The following is a 16,569-nucleotide window of genomic DNA, read 5'->3' as shown; positions in this document are numbered from 1 at the left end:
GCCGCACGGTCGCGCTCTCGGGAGGATCCGCCATGACCGCCAGTACCGCCAGTCTGGAGCAGCTGCGCCGCTGCCACTTCGCCGTCGACCTGGGCGCGGCACGGACCCGCGTGTACGTGAAGGGTGCCGGGCTCGTCGTCGACCAGCCCTCCGCCGCCGCGGTCAACACCCGCACCGGCGCGCTCATCGCGGTCGGCGAGTTCGCGGAGAAGATGACCGGCCGCACCCCCGGCTACATCCGGGTCGTGCGGCCCGTGTCCGGCGGCACGGTCGTCGACATCGAGATGGCCCAGCGCATGCTGCGGCACCTGCTCGGCGACAAGATCCGCCGCGCCCTGCGCCGCAAGCCCCGGCTGCGCGCCGCCGCCTGCACCCCGCACGACGCGGATCCGCTGGCGCAGCGGGCGGCGATCGAGACGCTGGTCGGACTCGGCGCGCGCCGCGTGGAGCTGGTCGACACGCTGATCGCCGCGGCCGTCGGCTGCGGGCTGCCCGTGGAGCAGCCCGAGGCGACCATGATCATGGTGTGCGGGGCGCACGCCACCCAGGTCGCGGTGCTCTCCCTCGGCTCGATCGTGACCGCCGCCCGCATCCCGGTCGGCGGCGAGGCGGTGGACCACGCGATCGTGCAGCTCCTGCGCCACCAGCACGAGCTGGTGCTGCCCAGCCAGTCCGTACGTCCGCTGCAGCTGACCCTGTCCGGCAACGGGCTGACCCCGCAGGGACCGGCCTCCACCGAGATCCACGGCCGGGACGTGGCGACCGGCCTCGCGCGCTCGGTGCAGGTCGACACCGCGTCGGTGCGCAACGCCATCCAGACGCCGCTGACGGCCGTGCTGGACGGGATCGGACGGGTGCTGCGGGACTGCCCGCCGGACCTGGTCGCGGACCTCGCCGACCGGGGGATCATGATGGTCGGCGGGAGCGCGCTGCTGCCCGGCTTCGACCAGATGCTGCGTCAGGCCACGGGCATGCCGGTGCACATCGCGGAGCGGCCCGACGTGTGCGCGGTCCAGGGGCTCGGCAGCATGCTGGAGGGCCGGGTGGAGCCGATCTCGCTCCAGCCGGCCGCGTCCGACTGACCCGCCGCCGAGGGAGCCGAGTACGCCGAGGAGCCCGGACGGTATGACCGCGCGGCCCGCGCCCCGACTGACCCGCCTCCTCGAAGCCGTCCTGGAGGTCGGCACCGACCTCGACCTGCGCAGCACCCTCCAGCACCTCGTGGACGGCGCCGCCGAACTGACCGGCGCCGACCGCGCGGCCCTGGCGATGCTCGACCCCGGCCGGGACGGCCTCGCCGAGATCCGCACCCCGGGCCCGGAACCCGTGGCGGCGACCGCGCCCCGGCTGCGGGTGCCGATCCACGTGCGCGACGAGGCGTTCGGCGAGCTGCGGCTGGCGGGCCGGCCGGGCGCCGGACCCTTCACGGCGGAGGACGAGCAACTGCTGCGGGTGCTGGCGACCCAGGCCGGCATCTCGATCGGCAACGCCCGGCTGTACGAGACGGCAAGGCAGCGCGAGCGCTGGATCGAGGGCGCGGCGGCCGTCACCACGGCGCTGCTCACCGAGGAGGGCGCCGACGACGCGCTGACCACGGTCGCCGAGCGGGCCCGGCTGCTCGCCGACGCCTCCGCGGGCGTCATCCTCCACCCGACCGCCGAGGGCGGCATGGAGATCGTGACCGCGTCGACGCCCGACGACCCGGGGGGCATCGTCGGCGCCACCATCGCGCCGGGCAGCCCCGTCCTGGAGCAACTGCTCGGCGGCGAGCCGGTCTTCCTCACCGACTCGGCGACCGATCCGCGGATGACGACGCACGTACGGCACCGGTTCGGGCCGAGCATGATGCTGCCGCTGCAGGCGAACGGCCGGCTGATCGGCACCCTCGCCCTGCCCCGCCGGCGCGGCGAACGCCAGTACACGGACCTGGAGCGGCGGCTCGCCACCCAGTTCGCCTCGCAGGCCGCGCTCGCCCTGGTGCTGGCCGACGCACGGCGCGGGCGGGAGCGGCTGGCGGTCTACGAGGACCGCGACCGCATCGCGCGGGACCTGCACGACCTGGTGGTGCAGCGGCTGTTCGCCACCGGGATGATGCTGGAGTCGACGCAGCGCCGGGGTGGCGCGGAGGACGTGCGGGACATCCTCGCGCGGGCGGCGGACGAGCTGCGGTCCACGGTCCAGGAGGTCCGCACGGCGATCTTCGCGCTCCAGCAGCCGCCGGCCGAGCCGCCGACGGGGCTGCGCGGCCGGGTCCTGCGCGAGACCGCGTCCGCCGCCGCCCGGCTCGGCTTCGCCCCGTCCACCCACTTCAGGGGCGCCGTCGACACCCGCGTACCCGACCGGGTGGCCGGACACCTGCTCACCGCCCTGCGCCGCGCACTGACCGACGCGACCGTCCGCGCGGCCGTCTCCCGCGTCGAGGTCACCGTGGACGCGACCGGCGCCGCGGCGGACGGGGGCCGGGACGGCGTACGGCTGACGGTCTTCGACGACGGCGAGGGCGAGGAGGGCGCCGGGCGCCGGGCGGACGGCACGACGGTGACCTGGTGGTCGCCGCTGTGACCGCGTGGACGTGGGGCGCACCGGCACTGCCTTTACCCTCTCTTCGGCCACTCATTCCCCGGCGTTGGGTGTAGTCGGCCGTACGGCGGGCAGGCGCCACGGCGAAGGGGACCGAGCGACGTCGCGAGCGTCGACCAGGACTGTCGGGGACGGACAAGGGCGGGTGACATGACCTCAACGGCACCGCCGCGTCTGGCGGGGCAGCCGGCCTTCCTGGTCATCGACGGCAGGGTGACCGCCGGGCGGGCGCTGCTCGTCGCGCGCGGCCGGCTCGTCCACGGGTGCACGGACATCCTGGCCGAGGCACTGGCCGCACTGCCGGCCGGCGTCTCCCGGCTCGACCTGGACATGAGCGATGTGGAGTTCATGGACCCGGGCGGGCTGCGCTTCCTCGACCTGCTGGGCGGCTACAGCCACCGGGAGGCGGTACCGGCGACGACGGCGAACTGGCGGGGCCAGCCGCTGCGCGTCCTGGAGCTGGCCGGTCTGGACACCACCGACCCCCTGCGCACCACCACCGCCGCCGAGCGGCTGCACGTCCTGGAGGAGGAGGTCGACCAGCTGCGCCGGGCGATCGCCTCCCGTCCGGTCATCGACCAGGCGCGCGGCGTACTGATGGCCCTGCACGCCTGCACCTCGGACGAGGCCTGGGACATCCTCCGGGAGGCCTCCCAGCTCTCCAACACCAAGCTGCGCGACGTCGCCGCCGCGGTCACCGCGGGCACCGAGAACGACGGCCCGCCCCCACCCCCGGAGGTACGCGCGGCCCTGCGCACGGCCCTGGCCCGGCTCGGCCTCTGACACCGGCCGCCGCTACGCGACGCGCCGCGGGCCCTCCGGCTCGTCCTCCTCCTCGTCGGGGAGATGGACGTCGCTGACGTAGATGTTCACTTCCACGACCTCCAGCCCGGTCAGCCGTTCCAAGGTGGAGATCACGTTCTCGCGCACCTCATCGGCCACGTCGCCGATCCGGGCGCCGTACTCGGCCACGATCGCCAGATCGATCGCCGCCTGCCGCTCCCCGACCTCGGCCTTCACCCCCCGGGTCACGGACGCCCGCCCCGCGCCGGGAGTGGCGTCCCGTACCGCGCCCGCGGCACGGCGGAAGACGTTGCCCATCGCGTGGACCCCGCCGACCTCGCGGGTCGCCATCGCGGCGATCTTCAGCACCACGATGTCCGCGATACTCGTGCGCCCCCGGCCCGCTGACTGACCCCGCCCGCCGACAGCGGACGGCCCGGTCGAGGTCCCACGGTCACTGCGCTGAGAGGTGTCCGTCATCGTCTTGCCTTCCTGAGAGGGCGCCGAGCGGGGTGGACCTGCCGCTCAACCAAGAAGACCGGAAAGCCCGGATAACCTTATATGTACATTTTAGCCCGATAAGAGGTATGCGGACATTCAGCCCGAGCCCGGGCCGGGCGGACGCCCCCAGGGCGCTTCCAGCGCCGCCCGCAGGGCGTCGACCGCCTCCCCGCCGATCCGCTCGGCAAGCTGCTCCTCCAGCCGCTCGAGGATGAGGCCGGCCTGGCGGTGCACGCGCTCCCCCTCCTCGGTCCGCCGGATCAGCCGCTGCCGGAGGGAGTTGGGGTCGGCGACCTGATCGAGGAGCCCCGCGGCGACCAGGCCGTGCACGGCCTGATGCGCCGTCTGCCGGGTGACGCCCATACGCCGGGCCAGCTCCGAGACCGTGGCGCCCTGGTCGTCCAGCACGGCGAAGAGCTGCGCCTGCGTCGGGGACACCGGCACGGCACCGGCCGCTTCGAGGGCGGCGAGCAGCCCCTCCTCGAACCACCGCCGGGCCTCGCCGAGCAACTGCGGAAGGTAGCGGCGGGTGGACTGCATCGTTTCCTCACGAGGGGGCCGGGCTCACATCCAGTGCTTGATTACCGACAGTGTCTCATGTCAGGCTACCTGACATTCACCACGGAGGTCGATCCAGGGAGACGGCATGACCATCGAGTACGCCACCCCCTACCGGCGGGCGTCACGCATCCCCGCGGAACCGGGCAAGCCCTACTTCATCGAGAAGGGCGAGGGCGACCGGGCCCACCTGTTCGGCGACCTGATCACCATCTACGCGGGCGGCGAGCAGACCGAGAACACCTTCAACTTCTTCACCGTCGAGGGCCCCAGGGGCGACGTCATCCCCGCCCATGTGCACGCCGACACCCACGAGGTCTTCTACATCACGCAGGGCGCGGTGCGGCTGTTCGTCGAGGACACCGAGGGCGAGCAGCAGGAGAAGCTCCTCACCCCGGGCGACTTCGGCTTCGTACCGAAGAACTGCCGGCACGCCTACCGCATGGAGCGCCACCACAGCCAGGTCGTCGGCGTCGCGGCCGGCCCCGGAGGAACCTTCGAGCGGTTCTTCGAGAACCTCGGCGTACCGGCCGATCACATGGGACTGCCCCACGCGCCCGTCGTCCCGGCCCCCGGCAAGTTCGCGACCGTGCCCGAGCGGTTCGACGTGCGCTTCCTGCCCGACCACCAGTGGCGGACGCCATGACGGATGCGGACTCCGGCCCCTCGCTGCGCGATCTGATCTCCGCACCCCACCCCGACCACGCTCCGCTCCCGTCCGCGCCCCTGAACGAGCACGGCGTACGCGAGTTGCGCGGCGTGCCGTACCTCCCTGTGGAGGGCAGCCGCCCCCTGGAGCTCGACCTGTGGCTGCCGGAGCGCTCCGGGGCCGGGCGGCTTCCGCTGGTGCTGTTCGTGCACGGCGGCGCCTGGCGGCGGGGGCGGCGCGACGACTTGGGCATGCGGACGCGCCACTGGTCCCCGGGCCCGTTCGCGCGCATCGCGGCCGAGGGCTTCGCCGTCGCCTGCGCCGACTACCGGCTCAGCGGCGAGGCCGCCTTCCCGGCCCCGCTCGACGACCTGCGCGCCGCACTGCGCTGGCTCACGCTGCGCTCCGCGGAACTGGGCATCGACACCGGGCGGACGGTGGCGTGGGGAGAGTCCGCCGGCGGCCACCTCGCGTCGCTCCTCGCCCTCACCCACACCGACCCCTCACCGGCCGGGGTGGTGATCTGGTACGGACCGAGCGACCTGACCACCGCGCGAGGCCCCTTCACCCCGGAGGACCCCGCCTCCCCCGAGGCACTCATGCTCGGCACGCCACCAACAACCGCCCCGGAACGCGCCCGAGCGGCCAGCCCCCTCACCCAAGTCCACGCCGACGCGCCCCCGTTCCTGCTCGTTCACGGCGAACAGGACTCCATGGTCGCCTGCTCACACAGCGAAGCCCTCGCCGCGGCACTGGAGACGGCCGGTTCGTCACCGGCCGAACTGTGGACGATCCCGAACGCCGACCACGGCTGGCACGGCGTACCCGACACCCAGGTGGAGCAGATCTTCACCCACTCCCTCGCGTTCGCGCTTCGCCTGGTGTCCTGACGCGAGCCACAAGAACGCGTCTGGTTCCGCTCCGCCTGCGCACGGGCCACCCGGACCCTGCCGCGACACGGCGCTGGCCGCCCCTTCGTCTCTCCGCACCCTGGATAGTTGCAGGGGCCTTTCCCATGCCTGGCCGCCTAGCCTGACCATCGTCGACTTCCACTCGTGATCAGCACGAGTGCCGGTGAGCTACTGGGGGGAATCCATCATGGGATTCAGGACAAGGGTCGCGGCCATCACAGCGGGCGGCACGCTGGTGGCTGCGCTGGGGGTCAGCCTCACGGCGACCCCGGCGCAGGCCAGTTGGGACGACTGTGAATCTGGTGCATTGTGCGCCTACTCGAAGACCAAGGGGGGCGGCACCCCCGGCCAGGTCTGGGGCAACAACAGCGACCTGCGACAGTACGACAAGTTCGACAATGCCAAGTCGCTGTACAACAACGGAAATTCCTGCGACGTCACGCTGTTCACCAAGACCTGGTTCCGAGGCGAGTCCCAGGGCTTCCTGCGCGGCTACGTCGTCTCGGACACCAGCACCACCAAGTTCAAGGACGGCGTCGGCTCCAACATCTGGGTCTGCTGAGCGTGCGCCGACTGCTGTGGACAGCTGCCGCTGTGCTCCTCACGGCCGGGTGCGCCGCACCCGGCCGTGAGGCCGCGACGGAACCCGACGTACCCATGCCCCTGCCCCTGGCGGGCGCGATGTACTACTCGGCCGATGAGCACACGGCGCTGCGGGAGTCCGAGGAGACACTGATCCAGACCTGTATGCGTGAGCGCGGGTACGACTACCGGATCGGCCCCGCCCCTGACGCGCGACGAGCAGCCGCCGTCAACCCCTACACCGTGCTGTCGCCGCAGTGGTCGAAGAGCGACGGCTACGGACTGACCAGTGAGGCGCTGGAGGGACCATCGGACGATCCGAACGGGGAGATGCTGGCCGGTCTTTCGGAAGCGAAGCGGGAGGATTGGCAGAAGGCGCTCCTCGGCAGCCTGGACGACCATGTGGAGATCTCGCTGCCCAGCGGACGGCAGATCAGCTACGACCCCGACTCCTGCGCCCAGAAGGCGCGAGACGAGGTATACGGCCAAGGTTGGGCCGAATTGCGCTACACGGTCGAGGACCTGAGCAATGAGGTCATCCGGCGAACCCTGGACTCACCTGACTTCCAGGACGTGGAGAGGGGCTGGGCCGGGTGCATGGCGGACCTGGGCTACTCCTACGCCACGCTGGAGGACCCCCGCAAGGAGATCCTGGACCGACTGGCGCAGGCGGAGGGTGATCGGGACCGGGTTCTCGCCGTGGGAGACCGGGAACTGGACCTGGCCGGGGACGATCTGGCCTGCCAGCTTTCCACGGACACGCACCAGCGGATCGTCGACGTCCAGGCGCGGGCGGAGAAGCCGGTGCGCGCGAAGGCCGGAGAGGAGCTGGCCCGGTTCCAGCAGGCGAAGCAGACCGCACTGGACCGGCTCACGGAGCTCGGCGACTCCTGACTGGGATCGCCATGGCGCGGACCGGCCACCCGCCGCGAGAGCGGTTCACGAGTTCAGGGGCGGCAGGTCCGAGTGGAAGCGGCGTTCCCCCATCAAGTAGGCCGCGTGCGGGGCCAGATAGGCGTGGCGGCGGCGACCGTGCACGATGTCGTCCGCAGTGGCGACCAGCACACCGTGGTCCGCGGAGTCAGAGGCCAGCGCCGTCAACGCGTCCCGCAGCGCCACGGCTTCGGGGGTGTCGGGGCTGAGGTCCCAGACGTCGAAGAGGCGGACCACGCGGTAGGGCCGTCCGGGTACCTTCAGCGGGCCGTCCACCACGTGCCGCACATGGGTGAAGTGGAGGCGGTCGATGCCGGCGGTCAGCTCTTGGTGGCCGATCTCGGCGAGTTCCTCGGCCAGTTCGCGGCGCACGCATTCGAGCGCCGACTCGCGGTCCTCCTGACGGTCGAGCCAGCGGACGAAGCCAGGCAGCGCACGGCCCGGCAAGAAGCCACGCAGATCGCTGCGCATGCGCTGGTCCACCCGCGGTTCCTCGCGGAACCCGAGCCGGTCCAGCGCCGGGCGCGCCGCCGGGTGGTACTTGACCACACCACCGGGCGGACCGTAGGAGTCGGGCCGGTACGGCGAGTGCAGCAGGAGATACCGGTCGTCGTCCTGGACACGGAGCAACGACGCGACGGAGACGCGCACTTCGCCGAAGAGGCGCCAGGAGGCCACCAGTACGGGCAACCTGCGGCGGTTGTTCCACAGCACCGATGCGATCCAGCACAGCAGCGCGACCAGTAGACCGGTCCAGATGGCTTCCAGCACTCGCGTCCCCGTCCCCCCGTGCCCGCCCGGATGCCAAACTACAGTGAACCGACTGGGCTGGGGGGCGACAAGGTGGAAGTGCGATTCCCGCCCGGTTGTGAGATCCCGGACGAGGAGCGGCCGGAGATCGACTGGCTTCTGCACGGAATCGACGAGGGCGAAGGCGACGGCCGTCTGCGGGGACCGGTGCACGGTGTGGAGGTCGTCCGGCAGATCTCCGGTGGGCTCAGCGGGGCACAGGTTCTGGAGATCAAGGTCCTCTGCGGTTCTCCGGGGTCCGAGGTGTGGTACGTGGTGAAACTCCAGGACGCCGAGACCGCCCGGACCGAGTGGCAGGCCTACCGCGACCACATGTCCGAGCTGAAGGCGGCCTACCTCACGGAGATCGCCGCCGTGAGCCAGTCTCTGCTGGAGCCCGGCGGGCCACCGGCCGGAGAGCGTGCGGCGGTCGTGTATGTGCACGTCAGCGAGCGGATGGGGGAACCGGGGTTTCCGGTGGTCACCCTGGAGCAGCTCGCACAGTCGGCCATGGAGGGTTCCGAGGAGGCGGCGCGCCGCGCGGTGCTGCTCGTGGACCGGCTGGTGCGGCGGCTGCGGGGGACGCTGTCACGCGCGGCACGCCCCCACCCCACCAGCGGACGGCTCCAGCGGCTCAACCCCCGGCTCGGCGCCGACCTGGTCGTGGAGCTGGACGAGGACGCACAGCCGGGTGACGCGGTGCGGCACGTGTATCCGGCGGACCTGTTCGCGGCCTCGTGCTCAGCCGGTACGGGCGACGGCGATCCCCGCTTCGCCGTCGGGTCCTGGATCTCCGTACCGGTGCAGAAGGGACGGCTGAAGAGCGGGGTACTGACCGTTCACCCGTCGGACGACACCCGGATCGAGGTGCGGCCGACGGCGAGGGCCACCAGGCAGCTGAAGGTCTCCGACGTGCGGGCCGACGGCACGTGCACCGTCCAAGGGCCCTTGAGGGCCCGGGTGGTGAGCACGCGCGTTCTCGGCTACTGGAGTCTCGTACGCGAACTGCTGGGCGACGACGCGGTACCGGAGACTCACGGCCTGCGCTTCGGCGAGCACCTCGTGGGTCATCCGTTCGCCCGGCTGCGGTCCATCATCTGCGGTGTCACGGAGGGCTGGGTGACCGCCACCGTCCACGACGACCTCAATCCACGCAATGTGCTCACCGCCGACGACCGGTACACCCCCCGCAAGGTGCTTCAGGCCGACGATCAGCCGTACCTCATCGATCACGCGCGGGTCGACGAGGATCTTCCCCTGCTGGGCGATCCCGCCTGGCTGGAGATCAATCTGCTGCGGAATGTGGTGGCCCCGGCGCTGAGCCCACCGGAACTGATCCGGCTGAACCGCTGCCTCGCCGTCGCCTCCCTCCACGGCGCCGACGGCGAGGAGGACGGCGGCCGGGAGGCGGACGGCGACGGTGCCGAGTCGCCGGCATGGGCCCTAGCGGGGGAGTCCCCGGCCTTCCGGGTGGCGTTCCGCCTCCTCTGGCACGTGCGCGCCGCTGTCCGCTTCGGCTATCCGGCCGAGGGCCGGCAGCCGTGGTGGCACGAGTACTTGGCGCAGCTCACGCTCGCGGCCTGCCGGACCCTGAAGTGGCCCCGGCAGGCGCAGACACCCCAGACCGTGGCGGCGGCGCTCATAGCCGCCGGTGTGGCGGGCGAGTTCCTGAAGGGCGAGGAGACCGGCACACCGGGTTGCTTCGCCTACTGGCCGTCGACGGAACTGCACGAGCTGGCCGCCCGGGTGCTCCCGGAGCTGGAGCCGGGACACGACGACGAACTGCGGCTGCTTCTGGAGCTCGTGTCCGAACTGGACCGGCGTCCGGGCGGTCGCGCACACCCCCCGGTACGGCAGGCGGTGCGGACGGCCTGCGACCGGGCCGTGCGCGTGATGTGCGCCGACGCCGCGGATCAGCGGCTGCGCAAACTGCTGCGCACCGGGACGAACTTCATCCCCTTGCACGGATCCGTGTCCGGCGAGGCGCTCCCGCCGTCCTCCAACTCACCGGGCGGGACGCCCCCCGAACGGCCCCAAGACGCCCTGCGCCTTGCCGCCGGCTACGGTTCGGTGGCCCTCGTCGGCCGGGCGGGCGCCGGGAAGTCAACGATTCTCCAAGTACTGGAGCGTCTGTACGCCGGGGCCGTGACCGGGGAGGCCACGGATCCCGCACTGCCCCCGCGGATGCCGCTGTCCATGCACGCCGCGGACCTCGCGACGGCACTGGCGGCACCCGGTGCCTACGGCGAGGTCCTGGCCCGTGCCTGCACCGCCGGCGCCCGGCTCGGTGGCGCCGCCTGCGACCGGCTCCTGATGCTGCGGGGGCTGCAGCTGCTGGTCGACGGCCTGGATGAGGTGCCCCCGCACAAGCGCGCCGATGTGCTGCGGTGGCTGCGAACCCTACGCACGCAGTACCGGGACACGCCGGTGGTCCTGGGTCAGCGAACTTCGGCCTACCCCACGGCTCCGGCGGCCGAACCGCTCACGGCGCCGGCGATCACCCTGCACCCCGTCACGACGGAACAGGCCCGCCACTATGCGGCCGAACGCCTCGCCGACCCGAACAGTACGCCGTGGTTCACCTCGCTCTTCAGTGAAGGGCTCCCACCGGCCGGACGTCGGGAGGGTGAACCGGGTGAGGGTCTGGTCTCCGCCGGACTGCTGGAGCTGTTGCACACGCCACTGTTCCTGTGGATGGCTGTCGAGTCCCACGGCTCCACTGCGACGCCGCCGCGCACGGCCGGTGAGCTGTTCGCCGTGTTCTCCACGTGGTATCTGGCCGAGCGGCACCACCGAGACCGGCTGGACGAGCCTCCGGACCTGCGGTTCACTCCTGAGGAGAAGCTCGACCTGCTGGAATCGGTCGCCGAACTGCTCGTCGAGCACGGCCCGATGCCTCTGAAGCGGATGGAGCCCCGGCTGGCCGAAGTGCGCCAGGACTGGCGGGCCGTGATCGACGAGGTCGTAGCCTCCCAGTTCCTTGATGTGGCGCACGGGCTGGTGCGGTTCCGGCACGAGCTTTTCCAGGCCTACTGCGCGGGGCGTCTGCTGGCCCGGCTGGCGACGCACGACGAGGCGGAGTTGCTTCGGCGCGTCCTGCGGTTCGAGTGGCAGGAGCCGGCACGCATGCTCGTCGGGCTTCCGGACGTCGACCGGGCGGTCCTGGAACGGGTGTGGCAGCGCGCCGCCCATGCGGACGCCCGGTACGGGGCGTGGCTGATGCGTGAAGCGCCCCGGGTACCGACCGAGTTGACGCGGAGCTTCGTCGAGCGGCAGGGGCACGTCCTGGCGTCGGATCCGGCGGCGGTGCGGGACTGGGACCGCGCAGCCGTGGCCCTCACCCTGCTGCGTGCCGACGCCGCCTGGTCGGTGCTCGAAGAGGTGGTGTCGTCCGACGATGCTCCCGCCAAAGCCGTGGTGGCCTGCCTGCGGGCCATGAGCGCCGCCGTACGTGGCGCCGGCGCCACGGGTGAGGACGCGGCGCGGAGGTCCCTGCGGAGCGCGGTCGTCGCCGTGTTGGGCCGTACGGTGCCCGTCGAGGTGGAGGCCGCCGCCCTGAGGGCCATCGGCCAGGGGCAGTTGCTCACCCTGTCCGGCTATCCGGCCGAACGCCTCGACGCCGGGCGGCCCTGGCCGGTCGTCCAGGAGGCCGCCGCCGCGCTCACCGCGCTCGATGTAGAACTCACTCCCGACGCCCGGAAGGCGCGGAACGCGGCATGCCGCCGACGGCTCGCCGCCGCGGACCGGGAAGCCCGGGAAGCCACGCGCCTGACCGACAGCGCCGCCCTGGCGCGGGAACGCGGCGAACTGCTGTCCGTCGTGGCGCAGTCGCACGACGCGGACTCCCTGGAAGTGCTGCTGGACCATCGCTTCGATCCCGGGCTCACCGAGCTGCCGAACTGGTCGGAGATGCTGTCCACCGCGGCGGGGCACCGCCGCGCGGCCTGCCCCGGCGATCCGCTCGCAGGCCTGCTGCTGACCGGCGCCGAAGGCGACGGCCGCCGGCAGGCGATGGACGCCTTCGCCGAGGGGTCCGACCGGGAGGCGGTCGCCGCCGCCCACCGGCTGCTGTCCGACGGCGAGGTTCCGCCCCGGCAGCTGCTCGACCTGGTCACCCCCGGATCCTCCGGGCAGCGGCTGCTCGCCGCCGCCTCCGTGGTGGAGAGTCTCGCCCTCGCGGACATGTCACTGGCCGAGCGTTTGGTCAGGGGCCTGATCGCGCGCCCCCGGCCCGGGGATCCGCGGTGGCTGGACGGGCTGGCCGCTCTGATCGGGGCCGTGGGGCAGCAGTCGAACGTGCTGCACGTCCAGCTGCTGCACGCGGCCTCCCGGGTGGTGCGGGCCCTGGACGCGGAGCACGCGATGAGAGGGACATGGGCCCAGACCTACTACGTCGCGGACGTCGGTCACGACGTGCTCGCCGCCCTCCTGGAGCACGACGACGAGGAGGGCCATCGGCTCGCGATGGACCACATGAGCGGCATGGACTTCCTGCTCACCGCGGTCGGCCGTCCGGAACGCCTGACGCTGTCGCAGGAGGCCCTCACCCGTGTCCTCGCACACCGCCCGGCGGGCTGGGACGATGCGGCGGCCGCCGGAGGCGAGGCGGCCGCCTCCCCCGCCGAGGTGCTGCGGTTCGTCCAGGCCGTTGCCTATGCGGGGGTCGTGGAGGCGAGGCCGTTCGTCGAGGACGTGGCCCGCTCCGAGTGGGCCGCCCGGACCTTGGTGACGTACGGCCACTCGCACCACGGGATCGTCGAGCTCGCCCTGGCCGCCCATGCCGTCACCGCCGTGGGCTGGTTCGGTCGGCTGGCGGGCGAGGGGCAGCGGCTGAGAGCCATGCGGGAAGCGCGCTCCTGGCTGCGGCAGCTGGACACCCGGGGCCACCACCCCAGCCTGGAGCGGGCACGGCTGGTGGGGCTGGGACTGCTGGGCGACTGGCTGCCGATCCTGCACGGCCTGACACCCGCGGACCCGATCCTGCACGAGGCCGCCACGGAGGTGGTGCTGCACTGGCTGCCCGTCCCCTGGGACACCAGCCCACCGGGCGACGCCCGGACCACCGCGGCTTGGATCACCGACCGCCTCGCGTCCGGTGAGGTGACCAGCACCGAAGTCAGGGATGTCCTGACGGGTATGGCCACGGCGCTGAGCCGGCGACTGGGCCGGTACATCGAGGGTCCGACGGGGCACGGACCGACGACGGGCGGTGGTCGTGGTGAGTGACGTCACAGACCTGCGGGCGGACGGCCCGGAGCCCGGGCGGTCTGCCGTCCGTGCGCAGTTCCGGGTGGCATCCGAGGTGGTCCACGTGCTGATCAGTGATCCCGTGCTGTTGGACACGGGGCTCGCGCGCTTCGACGAACTGAGCCGTCACCTCGGACAGCACCCGGCCGTGGACACCCTCCAGCCCTCCACAAGCGCCCACGGTCGTGTCGAAGCGCTCGTCAGGGCCTGCATGAGGGAGCCGTTCGGACTCGCCGGCCTCGCGGGAACGCTGCACCTCATGGGCGCCTCGCCCCAGACGACGAAGACTGTGGAGCAGCTCGCCGAGGAGTGGCAGGCCCTGTCATTCCACCCCGACACCGACTGGGACGCTCTGCGGGCTCTCCTTTCGGTGCTGGTGCCGACCGACCTGCCACGGCTGGTCAACCGGGCGACGGAGGGCAGGCTCCCACCGGGTGAGGGCCCCACCGGCGGCACGGCCTGGCACGCCCTGGTGCATCTGACGACGTGGAACGCGCCGCCTTCCGGTCTGCCACCGGCTCTGGCCTTCCTGCTCCTGCTCGTCCACTCCCCCGCAGTACGCTCGGAGCTGGGTCAGGAACGCCGTCGGCAACTGGAGACCCGGGCCCGCGCCTGGGCACGGCACAGCGCGCTGGAGGACGAGTACGACCGTCAGGCGGAGGAGTACCGCTCCGAGGCCACCGAGCAGCCGTCCGGTCCTCCGACCCGGTCGGTGATCGTGCAGCTCGTCCCCAACGTCCTGGACCCCGATCGCTACCACCTCACCTGCTGGGCACAGGCGGACCCGGACCGCTGGTCACCGTACCGTCTGGCGGAGAGCGTGGCGCCCCGGGACGACTTGGAGCAGGCGGTTGCCCGGATGCTGACGGACGCGGAGGAAAAGACGCACTGGCGGCAAGTGCCGGACCTTGCGGTGGAGTTCATCCTGCCGCTGGAGCTGCTCAATTCCCCGGTGGAACGATGGGGCGCTTCAAGCATGTCCGAGCCGGCCGGAGAGGCCACCGGCGCCACTGTCCCGAGCCGCCCGGTCATCGTCCGCAGCCTGGACCGGATGCGTGCCCGTGGCACGCACCACAACTGGCACACCCGCTGGCAGCGGCTGCTGCGCAGCGAGGGGCGCGTCCTGTGGAGTTCGTCCAACGGCCGCCCAGCTCTGGAGCGGATGACCCACGCGCTCGCCGACGACCCGGGCCTGGTCGCGTACGTCCTGAGCAGACCTCCCGGCTCGTACGACGGCGACGGGTACGCCGAAGTCCGCGCGGCCCTCTGGCACGGCCTGCCGATCGTGGTGTGGGACCGCCTCGACTGTCAGCGGCCCGGGTTCCGCGCGGCCGCTGAGGAACTGCTGTCGGGTGGGCGGCTGGCCGAACTGCCGCAGCGTCTCGGGCGGTTGCGGCGAGACGGACAGCTGGACCGGCATGTCGTCGTGCTGTGGGACGACCCGACGCAACAGCCCGACGCGGACGGACCCCTCGGCACGCCCTGGAGCAGTTCGTGAACACGCGGTCGGCTCAACCCGAGGGGCCGGGCGACTCGGGAGGCGCCCAGGACGCCGCCGGCCAGTGGGTGATGGGCCGGTCGCTGCGCCGCCCGGCCTGGGTCGCGCCGAACACGTCTCCGGCGGCGGCACTCCTCGCGGAGCGCCGGATCGCCCAGGCACTTCAGCCGCTGCTGCCCACGACGTCCGTCGCCGGCGCGGCACCGCGGGACCTCGCCTGGCCACCCGCGCCGGGCCCGGTCTGGCAGACGGAGGGCCCCCGTCCCGCGGACACGGCTCCCTGGGAGCTCACCGTGGTGGCCGACGGAAGCCTGACGATGGAGTTCTGGCGTCCCGTGGTGGAGGAACTCGTCGCGCTTCTGGTCCGCATGGGGCTGTGCCGCCAGGAGTCCCTGGTCACGCTCGACACGGAGTCGGCGCCGGGCCCCCTCGACATCTCACCTCCGGACGGCGCGGATCCGTCCGGTGCTGCACGGGCGGCGCGCCCCGTGCTCCTGCTCACCGACGGGCTGGCCATGGCCTGGCGCACCAGTGCGGTCGTCCCCCGACTCCACTCCTGGGCTCTGCGGTCCCCGGTCGCCGTCGTTCATCTGCTGCCGGAGACGCTGTGGCCCAGCACCGCGATCGTGCCCCAGCCCCGAGCGCTGCGCTCACCGCTGCGGGGAGCACCCGCAGCCCAGGTCGACTGCGAGGGCGCGGTCCCGGGGACGGTCGCCGTGCCGGTGCTGGCACTGCGCGAGCACCACCTGCACCGCTGGGCGAAGTTCCTCGCCCGGGGCCCCGAGGGCTGGAGCAATCTGCCGACCATCCTGGTGTCCGCCGACGCCCCCGGGCCCGCCACGGCCACAGCCGCTCCCGCACCACAGCCATCCGGCCGCACGGTGTCCGCCACGGCACAGGACCTGCTGCGGGACTTCGGGTCGGCCTCGAAGGACGCCAAGAAGCTGGCCACCCGACTGTCCGGAGTGCCGCTCAATCTGCCGGTGATGCACCGGATGCAGTCCCGGCTGTTGCCGGGGACGGCTCCGGACCTGCTGTCGGAGATCTTCATCGCGGACCTCCTGGTACCGGTTGTGGACCGCGCCGAGATACGCAGCCACGACCGTGTGACGTTCGAGTTCCGCACAGGTGTGAGGGAGTTATTGCTCGCGTCCTTGCACAAGCCGACGACCGCCGACGTCTTCAAGGATGCCACCCACTTCCTGGAGCACGAACTGGGGGTCTCGGAGGTCCAGGGCTGGGACCGGCTTCTGAGAAACCCCCAGGAACCGGGCACCAGCACGGTTACGCAACGCTCCGAGCCGTTCCTGCGCGTGCAACTCGCTGTGCTCAAGGCACTGTCCGGCCCCTACGACGCGCACGCGCGCCGCCTGGAAGGCGAGTTGGCGCATTTCACCCATACCGAAGGGGCCGAGCAGCCCGAACAGACGCAATCCTCCGGCATCGGTGGTCCATGACCGGTCTGTTCGGAAAGGATGGAGGTCCGTGAACCTCCGCCGGGACGGCGGAAGCGGACGCGCCACATGTCGCCGTCAGGG

12 protein-coding genes and 1 pseudogene are annotated in these 16,569 nt (G+C 72.3%); 10 read left to right on the top strand and 3 right to left on the bottom strand.

Features of this window, described 5'->3' with window-relative positions; all coding sequences use genetic code 11:
• Nucleotides 1–32 precede the first annotated feature (32 nt).
• The 3 genes from ACFC1X_RS06795 to ACFC1X_RS06785 all read left to right on the top strand — a co-directional run bounded on the left by ACFC1X_RS06795 (nucleotide 33) and on the right by ACFC1X_RS06785 (nucleotide 3,363).
• Complete coding sequence (locus ACFC1X_RS06795; protein ID WP_161327219.1) at nucleotides 33–1,082, top strand: rod shape-determining protein; 1,050 nt, start codon at nucleotides 33–35, stop codon at nucleotides 1,080–1,082.
• Nucleotides 1,083–1,125: 43 nt separating this feature from the next.
• The gene (locus ACFC1X_RS06790) at nucleotides 1,126–2,562 is read left to right on the top strand and encodes a GAF domain-containing sensor histidine kinase (protein ID WP_376349389.1); all 1,437 of its coding nucleotides are present in this window, start codon (nucleotides 1,126–1,128) and stop codon (nucleotides 2,560–2,562) included.
• A gap of 168 nt (nucleotides 2,563–2,730) precedes the next feature.
• Nucleotides 2,731–3,363: an ANTAR domain-containing protein gene (locus tag ACFC1X_RS06785; RefSeq protein ID WP_376349387.1), complete on the top strand. Its 633-nt coding sequence runs from the start codon at nucleotides 2,731–2,733 to the stop codon at nucleotides 3,361–3,363.
• Nucleotides 3,364–3,375: 12 nt separating this feature from the next.
• Here ACFC1X_RS06785 and ACFC1X_RS06780 read toward each other — a convergent pair whose 3' ends face one another.
• Nucleotides 3,376–3,843 carry an Asp23/Gls24 family envelope stress response protein gene (locus ACFC1X_RS06780; protein WP_376349385.1) on the bottom strand — a complete coding sequence of 156 codons (468 nt, stop codon included), beginning with the start codon at nucleotides 3,841–3,843 and terminating at the stop codon, nucleotides 3,376–3,378.
• A 117-nt stretch (nucleotides 3,844–3,960) separates the two neighbouring features.
• Nucleotides 3,961–4,404: a MarR family winged helix-turn-helix transcriptional regulator gene (locus ACFC1X_RS06775; RefSeq protein ID WP_376349383.1), complete on the bottom strand. Its 444-nt coding sequence runs from the start codon at nucleotides 4,402–4,404 to the stop codon at nucleotides 3,961–3,963.
• A 106-nt stretch (nucleotides 4,405–4,510) separates the two neighbouring features.
• On the opposite strand from ACFC1X_RS06775, the gene ACFC1X_RS06770 reads away from it, so the two are divergent.
• The 4 genes from ACFC1X_RS06770 (at nucleotide 4,511) to ACFC1X_RS06755 (ending at nucleotide 7,458) form a co-directional block, all read left to right on the top strand.
• Nucleotides 4,511–5,068, top strand: coding sequence for a quercetin 2,3-dioxygenase (locus tag ACFC1X_RS06770; protein ID WP_376349382.1), 558 nt, complete (start codon nucleotides 4,511–4,513; stop codon nucleotides 5,066–5,068).
• A complete protein-coding gene (locus ACFC1X_RS06765) occupies nucleotides 5,065–5,961 on the top strand; it encodes an alpha/beta hydrolase fold domain-containing protein (protein WP_376349380.1) in 897 nt (298 codons plus the stop codon). Before ACFC1X_RS06770 ends, ACFC1X_RS06765 begins: the two co-directional genes overlap by 4 nt.
• Nucleotides 5,962–6,169: 208 nt before the next feature.
• The gene (locus ACFC1X_RS06760) at nucleotides 6,170–6,544 is read left to right on the top strand and encodes a peptidase inhibitor family I36 protein (protein ID WP_376349378.1); all 375 of its coding nucleotides are present in this window, start codon (nucleotides 6,170–6,172) and stop codon (nucleotides 6,542–6,544) included.
• Between the two features lie 95 nt (nucleotides 6,545–6,639).
• Nucleotides 6,640–7,458, top strand: coding sequence for a hypothetical protein (locus tag ACFC1X_RS06755; protein WP_376349376.1), 819 nt, complete (start codon nucleotides 6,640–6,642; stop codon nucleotides 7,456–7,458).
• A 45-nt stretch (nucleotides 7,459–7,503) separates the two neighbouring features.
• On the opposite strand, the gene ACFC1X_RS06750 is transcribed toward ACFC1X_RS06755, so the two are convergent.
• The gene (locus ACFC1X_RS06750; protein ID WP_376349374.1) at nucleotides 7,504–8,268 is read right to left on the bottom strand and encodes a hypothetical protein; all 765 of its coding nucleotides are present in this window, start codon (nucleotides 8,266–8,268) and stop codon (nucleotides 7,504–7,506) included.
• Nucleotides 8,269–8,346: 78 nt separating this feature from the next.
• Between ACFC1X_RS06750 and ACFC1X_RS06745 the strand changes: the two genes are divergently transcribed.
• The 3 genes and pseudogenes from ACFC1X_RS06745 to ACFC1X_RS06735 form a co-directional block, all read left to right on the top strand.
• Nucleotides 8,347–13,512 (top strand): hypothetical protein, encoded by a 5,166-nt coding sequence (locus ACFC1X_RS06745; protein ID WP_376349372.1) that lies wholly within the window; start codon nucleotides 8,347–8,349, stop codon nucleotides 13,510–13,512.
• A complete protein-coding gene (locus ACFC1X_RS06740) occupies nucleotides 13,496–15,031 on the top strand; it encodes a hypothetical protein (protein ID WP_376349370.1) in 1,536 nt (511 codons plus the stop codon). The genes ACFC1X_RS06745 and ACFC1X_RS06740 overlap by 17 nt, the downstream gene beginning before the upstream one ends.
• Nucleotides 14,953–16,488: pseudogene (locus tag ACFC1X_RS06735) on the top strand (SAV_2336 N-terminal domain-related protein); the annotation flags it as partial. The gene ACFC1X_RS06740 and the pseudogene ACFC1X_RS06735, both read left to right, overlap by 79 nt.
• Between the last annotated feature and the right edge of the window lie 81 nt (nucleotides 16,489–16,569).

Origin of the sequence: Streptomyces sp. NPDC056128 (assembly GCF_042263835.1) — a bacterium.
In the GTDB taxonomy this organism is placed as follows: domain Bacteria; phylum Actinomycetota; class Actinomycetes; order Streptomycetales; family Streptomycetaceae; genus Streptomyces.
This window is presented reverse-complemented; position numbering and strand designations above follow the sequence as displayed.